This is a genomic window from Candidatus Binatus sp. (genome assembly GCF_036567905.1).
Taxonomy (GTDB): Bacteria; Desulfobacterota; Binatia; order Binatales; family Binataceae; genus Binatus.
This window is the reverse complement of record NZ_DATCTO010000036.1, coordinates 1-22172: the sequence shown is the minus strand read 5'-3', so window position 1 is coordinate 22172 and position 22172 is coordinate 1. Positions and strand designations below refer to the sequence as shown.

The window sequence follows — 22172 nt, the reverse complement described above, 5'->3', positions numbered from 1 at the left end:
CTAATCAAGCTGCGATTTACGAGGGTCGAGGCAACACTTCTTGTATTTCAGCCCGCTGCCACAGGGGCAAGGGTCGTTGCGCCCTGCTCGCGCAGAGGCTTCGCCATCCTCGGAGCGCAGATGATCCATGAGCCGCTCCACTGGCACGCCTGAGCGCATCAGCGACGCGATCTTTTGCAGGGATGGGCGGCTATGGGTGAAAAACTTTTTCAGACCCGGGCAAAGATAGTTAAGACCCGGTTCGCCGTCGGGTGTCCGGGCAAACCGGTCCTTCGGACACCCGCCATTGCACGACTTCAGGACCTCGCAATCCCGGCAGTATCGGGGCAGTCCGTCGCGCTTCTTGCGTCCGAATTCGCGCTGCGCCGGGTCCTCCAGTATTTCCGCCAGCGGTGTTTCGAAAATGTTCCCGATGCAATGCTCCGGATCGACAAAATGATCGCAGGAGTAGAAATCTCCGTTATGCTCGACGACCACGACATCGCCGCAGGTCTCCTTGAAAATGCACAAAGCATGCTCGACCCCGAGCCAGGGCCTTAGCGCCTCATCGAAGTTCTGGATGGCGATCCGGCCGATGTCGTTCCTGAACCACTCGTCAAAAATCGTGCACAGGAACTCTCCGTAGGCTTCTACCGGCACCGTCTCCGCGCTTACTCCACTGCCCCCTTGGCGCACAACCAGCGGAAGGAATTGCAGGCACTCCACGCCCAGCTCCTTGAAAAAGCGGTAAACCGCAGTCGGCTGCCGGACGTTTCCACGATGGACGACGCACAGCACGTCGCATGGAACCCGGTAGCGCTTCAAGAGCCGCAACGATTGCATCACCTGCTTGTGAGTCGGACGTCCACCCTTGGTTACGCGATAGCGGTCGTGGAGCGCCTTGGGTCCGTCGATGCTGATTCCGACGTGGAAGCGTTCCGCGGCGAGGAAGCGGCACCATTCGTCGTCGATCAGCGTGCCGTTGGTCTGGATGCCATTGAGGATCTGCCGTCCCGGAGATCGGTGCTTGCGCTGGAGTTCGACGATTCGCCGAAAATAATCGAGCCCCAGGATGGTCGGCTCGCCGCCGTGCCACTCGAAGAAAATCACGTCTTTAGGGGAGGCTTCGAGGTGCTGGACGATGTAGCGCTCGAGCAGATCATCGGTCATCCGAAGCGATCCGCCGTTGGGGTACAGGGCCGACTTGTCGAGGTAATAGCAGTAGCTACAGTCGAGGTTGCAGACCGCGCCCGCCGGTTTTGCCATCACCTGGAATTCCCGTGAAGCTGTCACCCGCGAAGCTGTCACCATTGAGCGATGCACTCCTCACCGTGCGTGAACCACCGCAAAAGAAGCGGCTGAATCTGCGCGTCGGGCGACAAACGGGGACGCGGCAGCCGCGCCAATCCTCCCGGCTACTTCCTGAACTCGACGGTCGCCGTTCCGGTCACGAGGCGCTCCGACTCCTCGTTCTCCATCCAGACGTCGATCTCGGCCGTGCGATCTTCGGGATTCTTGTTCGTGATAAAGCCGTGAATCGTGACCGTGCGATCGGGTTGCACCGGCACGCGATAGGTCGTGCTCATCCGGGTCAGCCACGCGTTGCTTGATCCAATCCAATCCGTCACCAGCTTGGAGACCAGTCCGAGGCTCATGTTGCCCGGGATGATCATGCCGGGCAGCCCCTCTTTCCGGGCGGCTTCATCGTCGGTGAAGCGTCCGGCGCCCTCGCCCATGCCCATCGTCCGGGCGTAGGCGCGGCACTGATCCTTGCTCACGAACAGCTCGAGCGGGCCGAGCGTGTCGCCGATATTAATCTGTTCGAAACTGTTCACGCGATTCGATTTCCCGATAGCGCTGCGCTCAGGGGCGGTTCATGAAGCGATGGTCGATATGGGCCAGCACTTGATCGTTCTGATTCTTCAGCGTCGAGCGGATTACGACGAACACCATCGTGCCCGTCCGTCCCGTCTTCTCGTAAATTTCCTTCACGTGCGAGCTGAGCGTTACATTGTCGCCCGGCCTGATCGGCGCGACGAACTCGACATCCTTGCCGGCGTCGAAGCCGCGCATTCCGAAGCGCGGCACGTTCTCGAAGAAATGCCGCCCGTTGCGGAACGTCACCGCGAACGACGGCGGCGCGACGATCTCTCCATACGGGCCTTTTTTCGCCGCCTCCGCGTCGGTGTATATCGGATTGGTCTCGCCGAGCGCCGCGCAGTAGCGCTCTATCTTCTCGGCCTTGACCTCGACCGGCTCGGTAATTTCGAAGACCTTGTTGATCAGCGCCGGATCGTAATTCACTGCCATCGTGGTTTTCTCGCTATTGCCGGTGCGGCGCGTTACCTGGTTTCCATCGCGACCGCATGCGGCACGGTTTTGCGCCGCGGCCGGAAATCCACCGGCTCGTAGTTGCCGGTCTTCAATTCCCGCACCAGGTCGTCGATCGTCTTGATGTACGCGCTGAATTTTGTCGCGCACAGCCCGATCAGGCTCACCAGATGACTGTCGGAACCGCCGGTCGCGGCAAACCCGTGTTTCGCGATCAATTCCGCGCTGCGCTCGTCTTCGCCCTTGCGCGAGCCGCCGTTGAGCGCTTCGACCGCGACCACGTTCTCCAGCGGCGGCCTCGACTGATAGTGCTCGTAGAGCCCGATATTGGGGCGGCCGGGATGGCACGGCACGACAATTCCGCCCATCCGCGCCACTTCATCGATCAAAGTCTGCGCGTCGAGCCGCACGTCGGCAAAATCGAATCGCGCCACCATGTCATCGTTCACCCCGAACACCAGCATGTGTCCGTAGGTGGTCTCGACTTCCGACGCGCGCAACACCAACGTTCCGAATTTGTCCTCGAGCCGGCGGTAGTCGGCGTCGCGATTGAACTGGCGATGCTCGGTCAGGACGATCCCATCGACCGGCCGCTCGGCCTGGCGCAGCTTGATCCAGTTGAGGTACGCCTCTACCGGCGCGCGGCTGTCTTCCGATGCTTCGCTATGCGTATGCAGATCAAGGATTGTACTCACCAGGATTGAGTCCTCACCTCGCCGGGCGAAATTTCGCGAGCGTCACCGCGGGCGTGACGTCCTCGAATACGACCTCGACGGGCATTCCTATTTTAGCCTGTTCCGGCTGGCAGTCGACAAGGTTGGTGAGCATTTTCACGCCCTCTTCCAACTCGACGTAGGCCATGATGTAGGGGAGCGATTCGCGAAACCCCGGCGCCTGGTTCTGATACGTGGTGGTGAAGGTATAGACCGTGGCGCGCCCGCTGCATTTTATCCATTGCACCTGCGACGACATGCAATTCGTGCACAGCGCGCGCGGATAGTAGCGGATGTCGCCGCAGTTGCCGCATTTCTGGATGTAAAGCTCGTGCCGTTGCAGCGCCTCCCACCACGGACGGTTCTCTTCGTCGAGATGCGGGAGTGGCTTCGAGTATTTCTTCGCTTGCGTCTGTTCCGCCATGATTTTTGGTCCGCCCCCCGAGGTTACTGATTGCCGAGGATAAGCGTCGCGCCCGAATGGCGCGTGCCGAGCGCGCCGCCGGTGCCGTGCACCAGTGCTATTTTGCAATCTTTTACCTGCCGCGGACCGCACTCGCCGCGCAGTTGCCTGGCCGCCTCGATCACCAGGAAGATTCCGCGCATCCCCGGATGATTCGACGACAACCCTCCGCCGTCGGTGTTGATCGGAAATTCGCCGTCGAAGCGCAGCCGTCCGCCCGACACGAATGCGCCGCCTTCGCCGCGCTTGCAAAAGCCGAGATTCTCCAGCGTGGCCAGCACGGTGATCGTGAACGAGTCGTAGATCATCGCCATGTCGATGTCCTTGTGCATGACGCCGGCGCGCTCCAACGCCAGCCGGCCCGATTGCGCCGCCGCGATTTCCAGAAAATCGCGCTGCCCGCGCGCCGCGTGCCGCACCGTCTCGCCCGCGCCAAGAATGTAAACCGGCTTCTTCTTCAAATCGCGCGCGCGCTCCGCCGACGCGATCACCAGCGCGCCGCCGCCGTCGCTGATGATGCAGCAATCCAGCAGATGCAGCGGCGACGAGATGATTCGCGATGCGAGTACGTCTTCCACCGTGATCGGGTCGCGGTACTTGGCGGCCGGATTCATGGACGCATGCAGGCGCATGGTGACCGCTATTTCGGCGAGCTGCTCGGAGGTCGTCCCGTAGTCATGCATATGGCGCTGCGCGATCATCGCGTAGGCCCCGACGGTAGTCGGCCCGAACGGAATCTCGTACTGGTCGCACGGATCGCCTGCGCCGCCGCGTTCTCCGCCCGTGCCAATCGCAAACCGCGACGAGGCCGCCGTCGAGCCATAGACCACCACGCATAGGTCGCACAGCCCGGCGTGGATCGCGGCCGCGGCGTGCGCGGTGTGCGCCACGAACGACGACCCGCCGATCGAGGTCGAGTCGACAAAGTTCGGCGTCAGGTTCAGGTAATCGCACAAGCCGACGATTCCCATCCCGCTCATCCCGATTCCGGTCGTGCACAGCCCGTTCACGTCCTTGATCGTCAAGCCGGCGTCGTCCAGCGCGCCACGCACGCTCTCCGCCATTATCTGGAACAGGCTTTTGTCCGGCGCGAAGCGCGTGGGATGCTCAAACACCCCGGCCACTGCGGTTTTGCGGCTTAAACTCATCTCGAATTCCTACTTCAGTTCGGCAGTGAAAAAACGAACTGTTCGATCGCGGCGTTGTACTCGGCGGGACGCTCGCGCGGGATATAGTGACCGGCGTCCGCGATAATCTTGCAGCTCGCGCCGCGAATCTTGCCGGCGATAAACTGCGCGTCGGCCGCGGTGGTGCCCTGGTCGTCGGCGCCGGCAATCACCAGCGCCGGTTTGTCGATCTTCCCGATCGTGTCGCGCAAATCGAGCTGCGAGCACGCGACGATGTCGGTGTAGCGCACGCGCGGATCGGTCTTGATTTGTTCCATCCAGCCTTCGCGGACGACGTCGAAGTTTTCCTTCACCGTGCGGGGCGAATAGCCGTCAGTGTTGAAGGCCTGCGGCGCCCGGCCCATCGTGATTGCCCGCAATGCCTCGATTCGATCGGCCGTGATGTTGAACTTCGGCGCGGTGCAACTGAGGATCAACGCCTCGACGCGCGCGCCGTGCCGCAGCGCCAGGTCCATCGCAATCGCGCCGCCCATCGAATGCCCCAATATCACCGCCGATTTGATCTTCAGCGCATCGAGAAAAGCCGCGATGAAGTCGGCGTAGTCGCCAACCGTGCGCAGCCCCTCGACCCCCGCCGAGCGTCCATGGCCGGGCAGATCGAGCGCGATCGGACTGTGCTTGGCGCCCAGCGCGTCGATCTGGCGATGCCAGGTGTGACCGTTCGAGCCGGCGCCGTGAACGAACAAAATCTTGCGGCCGCGTGAAAAGTCCGGGACCACGCCGGGCAGCGTCGTAGCGCCGCTGTAGTGGTAGTAGGTCGCGTATCCTTTCACCTCGGTGTATTTCGTGGGCATCGGCGCGAGACTCTCCGCCATGTGCTTTTGTGGGTTAGCTATTAGGTTGACCGCGCGCTTGTCAAACGGCGCCGGACTCAGCTATCGCGCCAGCCAAGGATCAGCGGTTCGCGCAGCGTCAAACTCCGCGACGCGCCGGCGTTGGCGGCTTGCGCGACTTCCGCCAGCATCGCGCCTGCCTGTCCGCGCTCGCCCTCGGGTATCAATGGCATCCATCTGACGTTGATCAACTCTTCGATATCCGCCCACTCGGCCGTAAACGGCGCCGTGCGTTCCTCGACGCGCAGACCGGAGCTGGCAAACGCCCGCTGGTAGCGATCATCGGGAGCCGCATCGGTTTCGCGGCGCGGCGCACGCTGAAAGATAACCTCGCGATATTCGCGCCAGCGGTCCGGACCGACGATCGCGCTCAGCAGCTGTCGAAAACCTTCGTCCCGCTGCCCGGTCGCCACCAGCAACCCGCCCGGCGGCAGGCATCGCGCGAACTCCGCCACGACGCCATCGAGCTCGACATCCGCGACGAACTGCAGGACGTGGCTGGCGAAAATGAAATCGAACGACTCCGGCTTGAACGGCAGTCGTGACACGTCGGCGCAAAGCAGCCGGCATTTCACGCCGACTCGCCGGCGCGCGGACAACAGCATGTCGATCGACAAGTCGGCGCCGGTCACCCGGCGATTTCCGGGCGCCGCCGCAAATTTCGCGAGGTAGGCGCCGTTGCCGCATCCCACATCGAGCACGTCGCGCGCCTGCGCGATTTCCCCGGCGATCGCCTCGAGGACCGCGCGGCGCCGATTCCCGTAGTACTGGCCATCGCCATAAGTGGCGGCTAAGCGGCCGAAGTACTCGGCTACCGGTGAAGGTCTGCGATGCCGCGAGGTTGCGTTTGCGCTGGAGTCCACGTCGCGCCGTCCTTTTTCCTTTTGTCAGTCCGAGCGGAGCATGACCGCTCGACTTCGCTGACAATGACAGAAAAGCAGGCGCGCGGAGAATAGTTTGCCGCTACTTTCGTGCCTTGCGGCCTTTGGCTTTGCGCGTGGGCGCGGGATCTCCGCCGATTGGTTCGGCTTGCTCATGCTCCCATATTTCGATCGCCGCGCGGCTGAATCGCCACGCACTGCCGACCCGGAAGCCCGGTATTCGCCCTTCACGCAGCAAGCGGTAAATCGTGGTTGGATGGACGCGAAGATGCGCCGACAACTCAGCGATGGTCAGAATTTCTTCCGAGGATGCCATCGTAAGGCCAAGCCTCCCCCCAGGGAGATTTACCAATTCCCCTTTAAGCGAGCCGTATCGCTCGATTTCGCACAAAAGCCCACAATGCAGCCTCTAACCGTGCCACGAAGAAGTCAATACTGACCATTGCGGCCCACCAGAGGTTGAGAATCTTGCCGAAGGTGCGTCACATTGCGTTATGGTTAGCGAAAGACGCGCAGAAGAGGTCAGCGCCGCGCATCAAAATCCTGCGGACTGCCCGTCGATTCCGCGGGACGGAACAGTTCATCGAGGCGTAAGCCGCAAGGAAAAGGGGCGGTTCGATAACCGCCCCTAAAGCCCCGGCTATAACAGCGTCGCTAGCCTACCGGCTCGCCACCGTCGTCGCCTCGCCCAAGCGCGCCACCAGATACTCGGGATGGCCGTCATGCCACGCGCGGAATTGCACGCGCTGGCCGGGAGAATAGTGCGCGAGGAGATCGTTCAATGTTTGCGCGTCGGGAATCGTTTTCCCGTCAACCTCGCTGATCACATCGCCCCGCTTGATTCCTGCCTTATCCGCCGGCGACCCGATGAACACGGCTTGCACCTTCGCTCCCCAGACTTCGGGCGCCGACGCCGCCGTCACACCGAAGTATCCGGGACCATCGACCGGTCGAACGTCGGGATGCAGAAAATGAACCCGATTCACCCCGTCCACGCGGTGCACGATTTGCCTGATCTTGCGTGCCTCATCCAGGCTATAAACTTCGCCCGCCAGATACACATCACCCGTCTTCGACACGGACACGCCGATATCGGGGAAGGCGCGCAACTTGAGCGTGTCCTTGATTCGGGCCTCGAGCTTGTCGGATTTGAGCCTGGACCCAGCCGACGCCAGTTGGACGTCGGTGTTCGGGATTATGACGAAAGTCGTTATCAGCTCGTGCGCGCTCATCAGCGAGGATGCCTTCAGCGCCGGCATCGCGATCGTATGCGCCACCAATCCTGGTTGGTTATTGACGATTGGCACGCGAGCGATCAGGAACGCCACCAACAGCATCAGGGCGGCGCCCGTCGCGGTGAACGCGTAGTCGCCAATGAGGGCATGGCGGCCCGCGACTGCCACCCCGCCCGCTTCGCCAACTTCCGAACCGTCTGCGACCTCGGCATTGTCTGGCGCGCTCGCGGGAAAATCTTCCTGGTAGGCTTTCTCAGCGGCCTCGAGTTGCTCGAGCTGCTCGAGCGTACGCGAAGTGCCTCCGATCAGCGCGACGATCTCCTCGCCCGCCGGCATCCCGGCGTTCGCTGCGTTGCGCCGAGCGGAGGCATTCGCGCCCTCATCTGCCGGCTTGAGGTCGAGCCCGGCAGTCGCATCGCCCTCACGCTTGACCGTGGCCGAAATGGCAGCGAAGCGAGCGTTGGTGGCCGGTGCGGTCTCTTCCTTTGTGTCTGCGCCAGCTTCGGCCCTCTTGCGCGCAAACTGCCTGAGCGCTTCTTCGAGCGTCAAGATGGTGTCAGCTGCTTGCCGCCGTTCTTACCCACCGCAGCACTGCCATCCTTCTGGATTAGGCACCCCTGAACTTCAACCAAGTGCCTTTACCAGCCATAGCAGGGAAATACGACTAAGGCCAATCGTAGATCCAGCGATTGCCAACAACACCGCCGCACGACGGTTTGGAAATCATCCGACTGACGCTAGATTGCCTCGCTAACCGCGTCTTCGTGCACTGTCGGCTTGGGCCGCGATTGTATCGGGCTGTAGTGCCGCGTCGATTCGCCGATATAAACCTGACGCGGCCGCGCGATCTTCTGTTCGGGATCGCGCACCATCTCGGCCCATTGCGCCATCCATCCGGACATGCGCGGGATCGCGAACAACACCGGGAACATCGTCATCGGGAAGCCCATCGCCTGGTAGATTATCCCCGAATAGAAATCGACGTTGGGATACAACTTGTGCGAGATGAAATAGTCGTCCTGGAGCGCGATTCGTTCCAGCTCTACCGCGATATCGATCAGCGGATTGCGGCCGGTCACCTCGAACACCTGCGCCGCAAAATCCTTGAGGATTTTCGCGCGCGGATCGTAGTTCTTGTACACTCGATGGCCAAAGCCCATCAGCCGGCGCTCGCCCTCCTTGACCTTCTTGATCAGCGCGGGAATGGCCGACACGGAACCGATTTCCATAAGCATCCGGATAGCAGCTTCGTTCGCGCCGCCATGCAGGGGGCCATAAAGCGCTCCGATAGCAGCCGCCGCGCAGGCGTAGGGATCGGGCTGCGAGCTGCCCACCGCGCGCATCGCATTGGTGGAGCAGTTCTGCTCGTGATCCGCGTGCAGGATGAAGAGCACGTCGAGCGCGCGCTCGAGCACCGGGTTGGGCTTGTACTTGAGCTCGGTCATTTTGAACAGCATCGCAAGCAGATTGCCGGTGTAGCTAAGCTCGTTGTCGGGATAGACGTAAGGAAGTCCCCGGGTATGCCGATACGCGAACGCCGCCAGCGTCGGCATCTTGCCGATGAGGCGGCGGGTCTGCAGCCGGCGCGATTCGAGGTCGTGAATATCGCTGGCGTCGGGATAAAAGGTCGAGAGCGCGCCGACCGTACTGAGCAGCATTCCCATCGGATGCGAGTCGTAGCGGAAGCCCTCCATGAACATCTTGATATTCTCGTGCACCATCGTGTGAATCGTGATGTTGTGCTTCCAGCGCTCGTAGTGCGCCTGGTCCGGCAGCTCACCCTTGACGATCAGGTACGCGGTCTCGAGGTAGTTGCTTTTCTCGGCGAGTTCTTCGATCGGATAACCGCGATAGCGCAGTATGCCCTTGTCGCCGTCGATGAACGTGACCCGGCTGCGGCACGACGCCGTGTTGCCGAACGACGGATCATAGGTCATCAGGCCGAAGTCGGCGGCGGCGGTCTTGATTTGACGCAAGTCCATCGCGCGAATAACTTCGCCCTCCTCGATCGGTATCTCGTATTTCTTGCCGGTGCGATTGTCGGTAATTGTCAACGTATTGTTTGCCATTGGTGTTGCCTCGACTCGTTTGTGGCGTTCTGGTTCGTGACATTCCCGTCTAAGATATATACAAGTATGCGGCATTTGCTGTCCAAGGCCGCCGCAGGCCCTTGGTAAGCTGCCCGTCGTCTCGCAACCGCTGCCGCGCCATGCCACTGTGTGTGCTTGCGCTTTAGCTATAAGAACAGCTCGATAAAATGCTCAATAAAATAGTTTCCGGGATCTCGGTTTTCATCATCGCGACGATATCCGCGCTCGGCTACGGCGGGGTTGTCCTGATGATGGCGATCGAAAGCGCATGCATCCCGCTGCCCTCCGAAATCATCATGCCGTTCTCGGGCTACCTGGTCGCCACCGGCCGCTTCGGTCTGAATATGGTCGCGATAGCGGGCGCGGCCGGATGCCTGCTCGGCTCGTACGTCGCGTATTTCGCCGGCGCCTGGGGCGGCCGTCCTTTCATCGAGCGCTACGGCCGTTACGCCCTCATCGCTGAGCACGAACTCGACACCGCCGACCGCTTTTTCGCGCGATGGGGTTCGCACACCGTCTTCTGGAGCCGCATGCTGCCGGTGGTGCGCACCTTTATCGCGTTTCCCGCGGGAGTGTCGCGGATGAAACTCGTCCCGTTCACCATCTACACGCTGCTCGGGTCATACATATGGTGTCTCGCGCTAGCCTATGGCGGGATGAAACTCGGGCAGCACTGGAAGGATCTCGCGCCGTATTTTCATCGCTTCGACGCTTTGATCGCGATACTTCTGATAGTGGGATGTGCCGCGGTCATCTATAATCGGGTCAAGGTAATCGCGTCCGCATCGAATTGCGCCGATTGAGTGCGTCGCGGCCAGGAAAGGAACCAAATGCCCGGAATAGAACCGCCCGACCCTTCCGAACTCGAGGAAGTATTCGCCAGCATCGATCCGACACCGGTCCGGATGGCTCACGACTACCTTAACGAAGCCGGGATCGAATCATTCGTCTTTGACGCCGGATCGTCGCGGCTGCTCGGCATGACCGCCGCGGTCCCGACCCGCCTGATGGTTCACCGCGACGCCGCCAAGGATGCGCGCGACCGCCTGAACGATCTCGGCTTCACGGACAAGTGATCGTACAAAACCCGAATCCTGGGTGGTGGCGGCGCGCCGTCTTCTATCAGATCTATCCGCGCTCGTTTGCCGATTCGAACGGAGACGGCATCGGCGATCTCGACGGCGTCACCGCGCATCTCGACTATCTCAATGACGGCACGCCCAACTCGCTCGGCATCGACGCCATCTGGCTGAACCCCATCAATCCGTCGCCGCTCGACGACTGGGGCTACGACATCAGCGACTATTGCGGCATCCACCCGGAGCTCGGCGATCTCGCCGCCTTCGATCGCCTGATCGCACAGGCGCATCGGCGCTCAATCCGCGTGATCGTCGATCTGGTGCCCAACCATACCTCGAATCAGCATCCATGGTTCGTCGAGTCGCGCGCGTCGCACAGCAATCCCAAACGCGACTGGTACATCTGGATTCCCGGAACGCCGGATCGTCCGCCCAGCAACTGGCAGAGCTACTTCGGCGGCGATGCGTGGAAGTACGACCCCGCCACCGCGTCATGGTACTTGCACACGTTCCTCGAGCAGCAGCCCGACCTGAATTATCGAAATCCAGAAGTGGTCGAGGCAATTCACGGCGCCGTCCGCTTCTGGCTCGATCGCGGCGCTGACGGTTTTCGCATCGACGTAATCCAGGGGCTCATCAAGGACGACCAGCTGCGCGACAATCCCGTGCGCGTCGAGCGCGACCCCGACATCCCGTGGTATGCGGAAGGCACGCAGGATCCGCTCTACAGTTCGGACCGGCCCGAGGTTCACGAAATCATTCGCGGGTTGCGCCGCGTCACCGACAGTTACGAAGATCGGATGATGGTCGGCGAGACGTGGCCGCGCGAGCAGGAACGGCTGGCGGACTATCTGCGGCCCGACGAGCTTCAGCTCGGGTTCAACTTTCGCTTTCTGCTTGCGCGCTACGACGCGCGCCGCTTCCGCGCCGCGATCGAGCTGACTGAAAAATCCTTCGGGGCCGGCGCGTGGCCCACCTGGACGCTCTCGAATCACGATTTCCCGCGCCATATCTCGCGCTACTCGCAAGCTGGCGACGGTGACGCACGCGCCCGCGTCGCGGCGGTGATGATGCTGGCATTGCGCGGCACGCCCTTCATTTACTACGGCGAAGAAATCGGGATGCGCGACGCGGAAATTCCCGCCGATCGCATACACGATCCGGTCGGACGCGACGGTTGCCGCTCGCCGATGCAATGGTCGGGCGCCCGCAATGGCGGATTCTCCGCGAGCGCGAGGACCTGGCTGCCGTGCGGAGACTTCAAGGCCGTCAACGTCGCACGCCAGATGAGCGATCCGCACTCGATGCTCTCGCTCTATCGCCGGCTGATCCAACTGCGCAAATCAACGCCGGCGCTGGTCGAGGGCAGCTATCGCGCCTTCGATAGCGCGCCCGAAGATTGCCTGGTGTTCCATCGCGATACGCCCGCGCAGCACATTGTCGTCGCCCTGAATTTCACCGCCGAGCCGCGCGAGATCGATTTGCCCGCCGGCAAAATCCTGTTGAGCACGAGCGCCGCCCGCCCGGCCGGGTCCGCGAAATACCCCCTGACGCTCGCCGCAAACGAAGCCGTCATCGTGGAAACCGGCTGAACCTTGCCGTTTGCGCGCCGCCACTTCGGTTCATAACATCAGCGCCATGCACAAGCCGCGATTTCTCGATCAATTGGCGATGGAGCTTGGCGATCGCGACGCCTTCAGCGTCGCCTTCGCCCGTGGACGACGCGCGTTTCAGCCGGATCACGTCGAGGCAAAATGGGCGCGAGATCGCGCCGCCAACATCAATCATATCAAGCTCGAAGTCGCACTCGACTTCGACGCGAAAAAGATCACCGGCACCGCGACCCATCGACTCTCCGCGATCGCCGGCCCTCTCGAGCGCCTCGAATTCGACGCCGCTGAACTCGCGATCAACGCCGTCCGCGCGGGCGGCGAGCCCGCGACCTTCGAGACCGCCGACGGCAAGCTGCGGATCGCGCTGCCGCGCGCTCTGGGAGCCGGCGAAGAAATCGAGATCGCGATCGACTACGCGGGTCAGCCGCGCCGCGGACTCTATTTTGTCGGCCCCGACCCGGAGTATCCGAACAAGCCCCGGCAAGCCTGGACCCAGGGCGAAGACGAGGACTCGCGCTACTGGTTCCCCTGCTACGACTACCCCAACAATCGAACCACCAGCGAAGTCGTCGCCACCGTACCTGAACAATTCACCGCGATTTCCAACGGCGCGCTGGTCGGCACATCCTTCGACGCCACGGCGAAGACCCGCACCTTCCACTGGCGTCATGAGGTGCCGCACTCCGCATATCTGATCACGCTGGCCGCCGGTGAGTTCACGATGATCGAGGAGCGGGCCGGCAGCGTCCCCGTCACCTACTACGTTGCGCCCGGCCGCGAGGACGACGCGCGCCGCGCGTTTGGCAACACGCCGAAGATGATCCAGTTTTTCGAGCGCGTGATCGGCGTCGCCTATCCTTACGCCAAGTATGCGCAGGTCGCGGTCAGCGATTTTATTTTCGGCGGGATGGAAAACACCTCGGCGACCACGCAAACCGCCGACACTCTGCACGACGCGCGCGCGCATCTCGACTTCAAGAGCGATCTGCTGGTCGCGCACGAGCTCGCTCATCAATGGTGGGGCGACTTGCTGACCTGCCGCGATTGGGCGCACGCGTGGCTCAACGAGGGCTTCGCGACTTACTTCGAGGCGCTCTGGTGCGAAGAGAATCTCGGCGCCGACGAGTTCGCGTGGAATGTCCGGCAGGATCGCGAAGCCTATCTCGACGAGGACGCCAATCACTACCGCCGCCCGATCGTATGCAACCGCTATCGCACGCCGATCGAGTTGTTCGATCGCCATCTCTACGAAAAAGGCAGCCTGGTCCTGCACATGCTCCGCCGTGTCAGCGGCGACGATCTGTTCTTCAAGTCGCTCAACCTCTATTGCACCCGGCATCGCGGCGCCAACGTCATCACCCAGGATCTGCAGCGCGCGTTCGAGGACACCACCGGCCGCAACCTCGACTTTTTCTTCGACCAGTGGGTATACAAGGAAGGGCATCCCGAAATCGAAGTCTCCAGCGCCTTCGACGACAAGAAAAAACTGCTCAGCGTCACGGTCAAGCAGACGCACAAGACCGGCGACACGATTGTTTCCGCGTTCAGCTTTCCCGTCACGATTGCGCTGATGGACGCCGAGGGCCGTGAAACGCGCCAGCGCGTGGAAATAAAGGACCGCGAGCAGGTCTTCAATTTCGTCATGGACAAGGCGCCCAAGGCGGTGCGCTTCGATCCCGAACACGACATAGTGAAGACCCTCAAGCACAAGCGCGGACGCGAGGCGCTCGAAGCCGAACTGCGCCACGCTCCCGAAGCGATCGGCCGTGGCGCAGCCGCTCGCGAGCTCGGCGCCGAGGGCAGCCCGCAAGCCACCGCGGCACTGCGCGACGCAATGCTCACCGACAAGTTCTGGGGCGTGCAGGCCGATGCAGCCACCGCGCTCGGTACAATTCGCACGACCGCCGCCCTCGACGCGCTGCTCGAAGGACTCAAGCTGCCGCATCCCAAGGCGCGGCGCGCCGTCGTGCGCGCGCTCGGCAATTTTCGCGGCGACGAAAAAGCGGCGTCTGCGCTCGCCGGCATCGCCGCCACTGGCGACGAAAGCTACTTTGTCGAGGCCGAGGCGGTCCTCGCGCTCGGCAAGACGCGCGATGAACGCGCCTTCGCCCATCTGCTCGAGGCGCTTGGACGCGACTCGTATCTCGAAGTGATACGAACGCACGCGATAGCCGGGATGGCCGAGCTGCGCGACGAGCGCGCGATCGATGTCGCCCGCGAATTCTCGGCGTACGGCCGGCCGCCGCGGGCGCGCGTGGCCGCGCTGGGCGCGCTGGCGCGATTTGCGGCGCTCAAAGACAACCGGCGCGCCGAAATTCTCGATTTCATGACTCCGTTCGCCGACGATCGCGAGTTCATGGTGCGGATGCGTATCCCGTCCGCTTTCGCCGAGATCGGCGATCTGCGTGCGCTACCCGCTCTGCGACGCCTGGCCGATCGCGACCTCGACGGCCGCGTGCAGCGCCATGCCAACGACGCGATCGCATCGATCGGCGAGGGCCGCAGCCGCGTCGAGGAAGGGCAAAGATTGCGCGAAGACATCGACAAGCTTCGCGACGACAATCAGAAGCTGCAGGAGCGGCTCGAAAAAGTCGAAGCGCTCGCACGCGACAAGCCGGTCGATCAAGGCTGAGTGGAAATAGCCGCTTCCACACCAATCCATCGCGCGCGCAAAAAAAAGCGGCGGCCCGAAATGGGCCGCCGCCTTCCATCTTACGATTGACTGTCCCTGCTTACGCGTCGTAGTAGAGCGCGAATTCGTACGGATGCGGCCGCAGACGAATCGCGCTGACTTCGTTCGCCATCTTGTATTCGATCCAGGTCTCGATCAGGTCCTCCGTAAAGACGTCGCCCTTGAGCAGGAACTCGTGATCCTTCTTCAGGTTGTCCAGTGATTCCTCGAGCGACGCGGGCATGCTCGGCACCTCGGCCAGCTCGGCCGGCGTAAGTGCGTAGATGTCCTTGTCGAGCGGCTGGCCCGGATCGAGCCGGCGCTGAATTCCGTCGAGCCCCGCCATCAGCATCGCGGAGAACGCGATATACGGATTGCAGGTCGGGTCGGGGAACCGCACTTCGATTCGCTTGGCCTTCGGCGACGGCGAATACATCGGGATTCGCACCGAGGCCGAGCGGTTGCGCGACGAATACGCCAGGTTGATCGGCGCCTCGAAGCCCGGCACCAGCCGGCGATACGAGTTCGTGCCCGGATTGGTGAAGGCCGCGATCGTCGGCGCGTGATGCAGGATGCCCGCGATGTAGTGCATCGCAAGTTCCGACATCCCCGCGTAGCCGTTGCCCGCGAACAGCGGCGTCTCACCCTTCCAGATGCTCTGATGGGTGTGCATGCCGGTGCCGTTGTCGCCGAAGATCGGCTTGGGCATGAAGGTCGCCGTCATCCCGTGGCGCACCGCGACATTCTTGACGATGTATTTGAACCAGGTCAGCCAGTCGGCCATTTTGGTCAGCGGCTGAAAGCGCATGTCGATTTCAGCCTGGCCGGCCGTGGCGACTTCGTGATGCTGCTTCTCGACGCGGATACCGACCCGCTCCATTTCGAGCACCATCTCGGTGCGGATGTCCTGCAGGGTGTCCACCGGCGGGACCGGGAAGTAGCCGGCTTTGTTCTTGACCTTGAAGCCGAGGTTCGCGCCTTCCTTGACCGCGCCCTCGCGCCCGCTGTTCCAGTTACCTTCGTTCGAGTCGATGTAGTAGTAGCTCGAATTCTGCGTGGTGTCGTAGCGCAGCGAGTCGAAGATGAAAAACTCCGGTTCGGGTCCGAAGAACGCCGTGTCGCCGATGCCGGTGGTCTTCAAATAAGCCTCGGCCTTGCGCGAGATGTTGCGCGGGTCGCGGGTGTAGTCGGCGCGGGTAATGGGATCGGAGATGTTGGCGATGATGCTCAGCGTGGGATCCTTGGTGAAAGGATCCATCACTGCCGTATCCGGATCGGGAATCACCAGCATGTCGCTGCTGTCGATCGTCTGCCAGCCGCGAATCGACGACCCGTCGAAGCCCAGCCCTTCATCGAAAGCCGCTTCATCCTTGAACTCGGAGATCGGAGCAGTGAAATGCTGCCACGTGCCGAGCAGATCGATGAATTTCACATCGACCATCACCACGCCCTTATCCTTGATCATTTGCAGAACTTGTTTAGGCGTCATCGAACCCGTAACCCTCCTGGCCGCTTAACGGGGCGGCATACCCATACTTGTTGATTGATCGATCTATAGAAACCGCGTGCCATCCGCACCCGCGGACGATGGCATGAGACGTATCGGGAATTCCACCGGCCGTCACACCAGACCCATTCGAACGTTACGACCGACAACGCTTTCTGTCACGAAAACTCCCTTAACGCAACGCCCATCGAACGGGCATCTGCCGCACATTCGAGCAGCATCGCACGCCCAATGACTTGCGTTTGGGTGTAGGATCCAGCATCGGAGCCTCTATTTTTTTCCGCCCATCAGCCCAACAATTTAATCACAGCAAAATAGATGCCTAGCATGATCAATCCCATCGGCACGCCAATCTTCGCCCACGCGCCGCTCCTGATTCTGAGCGCCCCCGCGCTCACGATGTTGGGGATATTGCCCGGTATCAGCATCCCCCCGGAAACCAGCAGCGCCAGAATCGCTTCGCGCGCGCGCGGGAGGGTCATGCGATGGACTTCGAGCGCGACCAGGGTCGCATTGTCGAGCGCGGCGGACACGGTATTGGCCCAGAACAAAAGATCGTTGCTCATTTTGCTGACGTACTCATTCGCAATCGGGCCGTAAGCGCTGCTGATCAGCACCAGGCCCGCGACGAACGCAAACACCTTGCCCGCTTGAACGAAAATCGCGCTGTAGGATTGGCGCACGTGCGCACCCGCGGGCGCCTCGTCGTATTCACCGCGGGCAAATGCGCCCGCGACGATCGAACTCGCAAGCACGCCCGGAAATACCCACGGCGCCAGCAAATCGAACAGCCCGAAGAAGCCCAGATTGAGCGCCCGCGCGGCGAGCGTCGAGAGCGGCTCGCCCAGCGGCGTCAACGACGCGCCCAAGCCGATCGCGAAGCATCCCGCAACCGTCACGCGCACCCGCTTGTCGCGTGTGAAATGTAGCAGGCCGATCACCTCGACCAGCACCAAGGCGCCGACGATCGCGGTGATGACGCTGGAGATGGATGCGATCGCGAAAATCGCCGCGGCGGTCAGCACCGGCCGCGATACTCGCTTGCGCAGCCGGTTGAAGACCCGGTCGAGCCGGCGCCGCGTCCATCCGAACAGGAGAGCGGCGATTATCACGGCGACGCTGATAGCGACCGGCTCGTGCAACGCCTCTGAAATCAACTCCCGCGTGAAGCCGGTCCCAAGGATGGTCGCAAGCACGCCGAGCGCGAGGCAGTAGAGCTCGATATTGTGCTCGATCTTCGCGATCGCGAGCGGTCCGAACAGGAGCAGGACGAGAACTGCGGCGGCAGACGCGTGATTCATGAGGTGCGAGGGGAAAGAAGCTACTATCACGCATCGATCGCGTGCAACAAAGAAGCGGCGGGCCCGCTTGTTCGGACCCGCCGCTCCGGCGCATCCGCCATTGCGAAATGCATTAGCCTGGGAAAGAGGCGGCCGCCGCAAGCGCAGGAGGCTCCCCAACGCTGGAACGCGCAGGTACTCTTCGAGGCAGCGAAAATGATCACGGACCAAAACGGATTGGTGCGCATTTCACCAGGGAGGACGATAATGCTGTTCGTAATTGGTGACTATTTGGGCGGAATGGCGGTCGGGGCATTTACCGCTCTGGCGGTGCGAGGCGTCGTTTATCCGGGCATGGATATGGTCATCGCAATGATCGTAGGCATGGCGCTCGGCATGGTCGTACACATTGTTCTCGGGTTAATTCTCGCTCCCGTGATCGGAATGTTCAACGCAATGATCCCGGCCTCGATCATTGGCATGTATGGCGGAATGTTCTTCGGCATGCGCGATTCGATGGCGGCCGGCTCCAGAACAATCGAGGCTACGATCATGGTTGGGGCATTGTTCGGCGTTATCGTAGTTGCCGGCTTGCAGTATTACGATCGAGCACTTCGCGGGGTAGTTGTTGACGCCGGCGACTGACCTGATTGGAGGCTTCTTATGGATACAGCTACGCAGCGCAAATGGGATTCGGCCAGCCGCAGCTTTGATTTCATCAGCTTCGGTGACGACCACCGCATGGGTCCGCACAAGCGCCGACTTTTCTCCAAGATGCGCGGAGCTACCCTCATGCTGGCGGCCGGAACCGGAAATGACTTTCGCTTCTTTCCGCCAAAGCAGTCCTTCGTCGCGATTGACATAAGCCCCAAAATGCTGGAACAGGCCGCCGTGAAAGCGGCGGCATATGACGGAACCATAGATCTGCGCGAGCTGGACGTCTGCCAACTGCCGTTCCCGGACAACAGTTTCGACACGGTTGTTACTGTCTGCACGTTCTGTTCGGTGCCGAAACCGGTGGGCGGCCTTCGCGAGCTGTATCGGATACTCAAACCCGGCGGGCAGATCCTGATGTTCGAGCACGTGCGGAGCCGAATCGGACTGATCGGCGTCTTTCTTGACCTGATGACCCCGCTCTCGAGCCGCATCGGCCCGGATCTCAATCGCGATACGGTCGGCAACGTGCAAAAGGCTGGTTTCCGAATTCGGCGGGAAGAGAATGTCTATCTCGACATCGTAAAAATTATCGAGGGGGTCAAAGAGCCGGTTTGACTCTGGGTCCGACGATCGGGGTCATCTGACTGCCGCGCTGCACGCGCCGGTCCCGCGCGTCTGCCAATGCGAAATGCCTCAGCCTGAAAAGGAAGCGGCGGGCCCGCTTGTTCGGACCCGCCGCCGGCGCATCGCTGCGCGTCTGATTCGCTCCTCCCTTAGAAGGCGTAAATGAAGTTGGCGTCCAAGGTGTCCTGGCCGTGCCACAGATGCTGCGCGCCGGTCACCGGGCTGACGAAGTTGTTGTTTGAGAAATAGTTCTGGCTGGAATTGTCATGACGGTACTCAAGCCTCGCCAGCAGTCCCGTCACTTCGGGCACCTTGTAGCTCAGCGTCTGGGTAATTTCCCACAACGTCTGGGCAGTCCCGGTACGCGACCCATCCTTGTCCTGGAAAAATTCGCCGCGCGTGGCCGACTCCAGCGAGGGGTTGAAGTCGTACACCAGGTACTGCGCCAACCCCTGCCACGTCGCGCTGTGACCGTTGACTACCGGACCAGTCTCGCTCGCGTACAGGTATTCGGTCTGAAGCGTCAGATTGGGCACGAACGACGGCTTCCAGGTCGCGACCTCATCAATCGCGCCTAGATTGGAATTGGACTTGCCCACCAGGTTCGGACCCCACATGGGGTTGGTTACGAAGCTCAGCGACTTGTCCTTGTTGTTGAGCGTCAACTCACCTTCGTAGTTGGGACCGCCGTTGTTGGCTGCCGCGGGATCGTCCCATCCGTTGTTCAGGCCGGCGCTGGCGGAGACGTAATCGTTGAAGGTGTACGACGCCCGGACCCCGGTGTGCGTGAAGGGAATCCCGAAGCCGAAGATGATGCTCTTGGATTCGTTGAAGCCCAGATTGTTGTACGTGTTGATCGTTTCCGCGCCCATCATCGTCACGAAACGGCCGGCTTGGAAGCTGATGCCCGATCCGATCGGCGCGGTATAGGTCAGGTAGTACTGCGTCGGATCGAACCATTGGGGACCAACGTGCGAGGTGTTCGAGTAGTGCGTGGCGGTCGAAAGCGCGTTTGCGACCTGGCCGAAGTTCAGGTCGGTCACGAATCCAACCGTCCCATCGCGCTCGATGTGCAGGTTGCCCTGCGTGAGCTGGAACCCGTCCTCGTCGAAGACCCGAATGTTATTCATGTTGCCGTTGGGCTGATTCATATTATGCTCGTAGCCCGCGTCAACCAGTCCGTGGACGCTGATGCCAAGGTTGTCCGACAGATTCTTCTTGATGTCGCCGACATCCTTTTCGACCAGCCCCACATGCTCGCCGATCGTGGCCGGCTTGGCGTCGGCCGTGGCCGGCGTTGCGACGGTGATCGCCTGCTCTATTTTTTTGACCTCGCTGGTTGTGTCGTCGGTCTGTTTTTGCAGATTGCTCATCTGGCCCGACAGCGCGTCGAGCCGCTGCTGCTCGCTGGTGCTGGCGACGACGGTGGTTATGGTGACCGTCTTGTGATGATGTTTCGCCGTCTTGGTTGTCGTCGTTTCTGCCCAGGCATTCGAGTTGCACAGCAATCCAATCACTGCGACGCCGGCGACTAGATAAAGCCTGGCAACGGCCCGGGTCGTTTTCCTTCTGTTCACTCTATCCTCCCTCCTCCGAAATGCGCGGCCTCAGGCCGCGGCTTCCTGCGCCCGCACGCGGCGGGCTACGGTGATGAACCGGCTGGCATGGTTTCAAGATTCATACCGAGGTAATAATTGAACGACGCCGAAAATCCCTAGTATCGGCCATGGATTTCGGCTACCCCGTAGATGCTGGTGACGCCCGAATATGATGCATTTGCCGCGCAGTTAATCAGATGAACCGGTCGATCGTGAATATCGAATTGATTAGATATCCACAGCTCGCAAAGTGCGCATAAATCTTTCACTCTGAACCGGTTGCAACATGAATTTTGAATTGACCGAGGCGCGCGACGAGATCGCCACTCAGGCGCGAGCGCGGTGCCCGAACTTACCCGACGAACGCTTGCTCGCGCACGTAACAGCCTGTGCCCCGCATGCGTAAAGGCGCGATCATCGTTCTGCTCGGCGCGCTATGCTTCGCTGGCTACGTGTTCTTCGCCTTGGTCGGCACGGAACCGGTCAAGGTAGCCGCAACTCGCCTGGTGCGAAGCGGCGGCCAGGTGTTGGTCGAAGGCGAGGTTCACAATACCGGCGACGACACAGGCCCTCTCCAGGTCGAAGTCCAATATTTCGATCGCGACGGCCGCTCGATCGGCAAAGATATTGTTTCGCTGGACGGCCTCCGTCGCGGAGCTGCCGTGCACTTCAAGAGTCCACCGCGTGCCGACGATGGCGTCGCCGATTTTTCGATTTATCTCAATCACGGGCGAAATCCCTACGGAAATTGACCGGGATCGCCCCTGAAATGCATGAATAGGGCTTAATCGCAAAATAAGTCCACTTTCCATTAAATATTCCTGAACTCGCGAAGTCTAACAGTTTGTAGGACGACGCCGTTCGCAAACGTATGGCGCTGTTGAATGGGCCTGTGCAAATCCACCGGCAGTATATTTGTCTTTAAGTTATTTTGATGCTACTAACTGTAAGGGTCGAATATCACCTTTCTGGCGAGGATGCGGTCAAATCGCAGATCGCGCCAAATCGGCACAAACAAAGGGGAATAGGATCAATGGCACGCATCAAGGAACGCAGTTTTGGACAGGTCATTCGTGAGCGCAGACGCCATCTCGACCTCACTCAAGAGGAAGTAGCCCGTCGCATCAAGACCTCCACCCCATACGTCGGCCACCTCGAATCAGGCAAACGCCATCCTTCCGATAAGATTTTAACGCGCCTGGCGGAAGTACTCGGACTCGGTCGCCGTGAACTATTTTTCCTCGCCAATCCTCGCGCGCACGCACTGCTGAGCCCCGAGACCGAGTCAGCGGCCGATTCGGCCTGGAATGATTTCAAGAAGAACCAGCAACTGCAGCGGGTTCACAACATTTCAGGCGACGAGATGGAGATTCTTTCGCGAGTGGCGTTGCTCGGCAACGTGCATTCGGAGCGCGACTTCATCTATATTCT

General features: G+C 61.2%; 22 protein-coding genes. 8 read left to right on the top strand and 14 right to left on the bottom strand.

The features are described from left to right. The 11 genes from VIO10_RS05745 to VIO10_RS05695 all read right to left on the bottom strand — a co-directional run bounded on the left by VIO10_RS05745 (position 1) and on the right by VIO10_RS05695 (position 9691). On the bottom strand, positions 1–1245 hold the full coding sequence (locus tag VIO10_RS05745) for an anaerobic sulfatase maturase (protein WP_331960708.1): 1245 nt from the start codon (positions 1243–1245) through the stop codon (positions 1–3). A gap of 149 nt (positions 1246–1394) precedes the next feature. Further along, complete coding sequence (locus VIO10_RS05740) at positions 1395–1814, bottom strand: MaoC family dehydratase (RefSeq protein WP_331960705.1); 420 nt, start codon at positions 1812–1814, stop codon at positions 1395–1397. A 28-nt stretch (positions 1815–1842) separates the two neighbouring features. Then, a complete protein-coding gene (locus VIO10_RS05735; protein ID WP_331960702.1) occupies positions 1843–2289 on the bottom strand; it encodes an FAS1-like dehydratase domain-containing protein in 447 nt (148 codons plus the stop codon). Positions 2290–2321: 32 nt separating this feature from the next. After that, on the bottom strand, positions 2322–3005 hold the full coding sequence (locus VIO10_RS05730) for a PHP-associated domain-containing protein (protein WP_331960699.1): 684 nt from the start codon (positions 3003–3005) through the stop codon (positions 2322–2324). Positions 3006–3018: 13 nt separating this feature from the next. Further along, complete coding sequence (locus VIO10_RS05725; protein WP_331960696.1) at positions 3019–3447, bottom strand: Zn-ribbon domain-containing OB-fold protein; 429 nt, start codon at positions 3445–3447, stop codon at positions 3019–3021. Between the two features lie 23 nt (positions 3448–3470). Continuing rightward, positions 3471–4634, bottom strand: a complete 1164-nt coding sequence (locus tag VIO10_RS05720) for an acetyl-CoA acetyltransferase (RefSeq protein WP_331960693.1) — start codon at positions 4632–4634, stop codon at positions 3471–3473. Between the two features lie 14 nt (positions 4635–4648). Further along, positions 4649–5488 carry an alpha/beta fold hydrolase gene (locus tag VIO10_RS05715; protein ID WP_331960690.1) on the bottom strand — a complete coding sequence of 280 codons (840 nt, stop codon included), beginning with the start codon at positions 5486–5488 and terminating at the stop codon, positions 4649–4651. A 56-nt stretch (positions 5489–5544) separates the two neighbouring features. After that, positions 5545–6369, bottom strand: a complete 825-nt coding sequence (locus VIO10_RS05710) for a class I SAM-dependent methyltransferase (RefSeq protein WP_331960687.1) — start codon at positions 6367–6369, stop codon at positions 5545–5547. A 100-nt stretch (positions 6370–6469) separates the two neighbouring features. Beyond that, entirely contained in the window at positions 6470–6703 is a 234-nt protein-coding gene (locus tag VIO10_RS05705; protein ID WP_331960684.1) for a helix-turn-helix domain-containing protein, read from the bottom strand. A 343-nt stretch (positions 6704–7046) separates the two neighbouring features. Further along, positions 7047–8171, bottom strand: coding sequence for a PDZ domain-containing protein (locus VIO10_RS05700; RefSeq protein ID WP_331960681.1), 1125 nt, complete (start codon positions 8169–8171; stop codon positions 7047–7049). Between the two features lie 188 nt (positions 8172–8359). Continuing rightward, complete coding sequence (locus VIO10_RS05695; RefSeq protein WP_331960678.1) at positions 8360–9691, bottom strand: citrate synthase; 1332 nt, start codon at positions 9689–9691, stop codon at positions 8360–8362. A 188-nt stretch (positions 9692–9879) separates the two neighbouring features. On the opposite strand from VIO10_RS05695, the gene VIO10_RS05690 reads away from it, so the two are divergent. From VIO10_RS05690 to VIO10_RS05675, 4 genes are read left to right on the top strand one after another with little or no spacing between them, the layout of a single operon-like run. Then, complete coding sequence (locus VIO10_RS05690; RefSeq protein WP_331960675.1) at positions 9880–10515, top strand: DedA family protein; 636 nt, start codon at positions 9880–9882, stop codon at positions 10513–10515. A 27-nt stretch (positions 10516–10542) separates the two neighbouring features. Continuing rightward, positions 10543–10788: a DUF2007 domain-containing protein gene (locus VIO10_RS05685; protein ID WP_331960672.1), complete on the top strand. Its 246-nt coding sequence runs from the start codon at positions 10543–10545 to the stop codon at positions 10786–10788. Further along, complete coding sequence (locus VIO10_RS05680; protein ID WP_331960669.1) at positions 10785–12383, top strand: alpha-amylase family glycosyl hydrolase; 1599 nt, start codon at positions 10785–10787, stop codon at positions 12381–12383. Before VIO10_RS05685 ends, VIO10_RS05680 begins: the two co-directional genes overlap by 4 nt. Positions 12384–12429: 46 nt before the next feature. After that, positions 12430–15036 (top strand): DUF3458 domain-containing protein, encoded by a 2607-nt coding sequence (locus VIO10_RS05675; RefSeq protein ID WP_331960666.1) that lies wholly within the window; start codon positions 12430–12432, stop codon positions 15034–15036. A 100-nt stretch (positions 15037–15136) separates the two neighbouring features. Here VIO10_RS05675 and glnA read toward each other — a convergent pair whose 3' ends face one another. Next, positions 15137–16564, bottom strand: a complete 1428-nt coding sequence (gene glnA / locus VIO10_RS05670) for a type I glutamate--ammonia ligase (protein ID WP_331960663.1) — start codon at positions 16562–16564, stop codon at positions 15137–15139. Between the two features lie 305 nt (positions 16565–16869). Then, on the bottom strand, positions 16870–17883 hold the full coding sequence (locus VIO10_RS05665) for a DUF1646 family protein (RefSeq protein WP_331960661.1): 1014 nt from the start codon (positions 17881–17883) through the stop codon (positions 16870–16872). A 246-nt stretch (positions 17884–18129) separates the two neighbouring features. Here VIO10_RS05665 and VIO10_RS05660 point away from each other — a divergent pair, with 246 nt between their 5' ends. Next, entirely contained in the window at positions 18130–18507 is a 378-nt protein-coding gene (locus VIO10_RS05660) for a hypothetical protein (protein WP_331960659.1), read from the top strand. An 18-nt stretch (positions 18508–18525) separates the two neighbouring features. Next, positions 18526–19134, top strand: a complete 609-nt coding sequence (locus tag VIO10_RS05655; RefSeq protein ID WP_331960657.1) for a class I SAM-dependent methyltransferase — start codon at positions 18526–18528, stop codon at positions 19132–19134. Positions 19135–19292: 158 nt separating this feature from the next. Here the strand turns inward: VIO10_RS05655 and VIO10_RS05650 are convergent, their stop codons facing one another. Continuing rightward, positions 19293–20720, bottom strand: coding sequence for an outer membrane beta-barrel protein (locus tag VIO10_RS05650; protein ID WP_331960655.1), 1428 nt, complete (start codon positions 20718–20720; stop codon positions 19293–19295). Between the two features lie 419 nt (positions 20721–21139). On the opposite strand from VIO10_RS05650, the gene VIO10_RS05645 reads away from it, so the two are divergent. Further along, positions 21140–21493, top strand: coding sequence for an FxLYD domain-containing protein (locus tag VIO10_RS05645; RefSeq protein WP_331960652.1), 354 nt, complete (start codon positions 21140–21142; stop codon positions 21491–21493). Between the two features lie 281 nt (positions 21494–21774). Further along, on the top strand, positions 21775–22172 hold a 398-nt coding region (locus tag VIO10_RS05640), incomplete at its 3' end, for a helix-turn-helix transcriptional regulator (RefSeq protein ID WP_331960649.1).

Bases quoted from the DNA above. Each gene is read 5' to 3' on its own strand.
- VIO10_RS05675 (WP_331960666.1), top strand. From the start codon at position 12,430: ATGCACAAGCCGCGATTTCTCGATCAATTGGCGATGGAGCTTGGCGAT.
- VIO10_RS05720 (WP_331960693.1), bottom strand. From the start codon at position 4,634: ATGAGTTTAAGCCGCAAAACCGCAGTGGCCGGGGTGTTTGAGCATCCC.
- VIO10_RS05735 (WP_331960702.1), bottom strand. From the start codon at position 2,289: ATGGCAGTGAATTACGATCCGGCGCTGATCAACAAGGTCTTCGAAATT.
- VIO10_RS05660 (WP_331960659.1), top strand. From the start codon at position 18,130: ATGCTGTTCGTAATTGGTGACTATTTGGGCGGAATGGCGGTCGGGGCA.
- VIO10_RS05705 (WP_331960684.1), bottom strand. From the start codon at position 6,703: ATGGCATCCTCGGAAGAAATTCTGACCATCGCTGAGTTGTCGGCGCAT.
- VIO10_RS05665 (WP_331960661.1), bottom strand. From the start codon at position 17,883: ATGAATCACGCGTCTGCCGCCGCAGTTCTCGTCCTGCTCCTGTTCGGA.
- VIO10_RS05695 (WP_331960678.1), bottom strand. From the start codon at position 9,691: ATGGCAAACAATACGTTGACAATTACCGACAATCGCACCGGCAAGAAA.
- VIO10_RS05645 (WP_331960652.1), top strand. From the start codon at position 21,140: ATGCGTAAAGGCGCGATCATCGTTCTGCTCGGCGCGCTATGCTTCGCT.
- VIO10_RS05715 (WP_331960690.1), bottom strand. From the start codon at position 5,488: ATGGCGGAGAGTCTCGCGCCGATGCCCACGAAATACACCGAGGTGAAA.
- VIO10_RS05745 (WP_331960708.1), bottom strand. From the start codon at position 1,245: ATGGCAAAACCGGCGGGCGCGGTCTGCAACCTCGACTGTAGCTACTGC.
- VIO10_RS05685 (WP_331960672.1), top strand. From the start codon at position 10,543: ATGCCCGGAATAGAACCGCCCGACCCTTCCGAACTCGAGGAAGTATTC.
- VIO10_RS05725 (WP_331960696.1), bottom strand. From the start codon at position 3,447: ATGGCGGAACAGACGCAAGCGAAGAAATACTCGAAGCCACTCCCGCAT.
- VIO10_RS05690 (WP_331960675.1), top strand. From the start codon at position 9,880: ATGCTCAATAAAATAGTTTCCGGGATCTCGGTTTTCATCATCGCGACG.
- glnA (WP_331960663.1), bottom strand. From the start codon at position 16,564: ATGACGCCTAAACAAGTTCTGCAAATGATCAAGGATAAGGGCGTGGTG.
- VIO10_RS05655 (WP_331960657.1), top strand. From the start codon at position 18,526: ATGGATACAGCTACGCAGCGCAAATGGGATTCGGCCAGCCGCAGCTTT.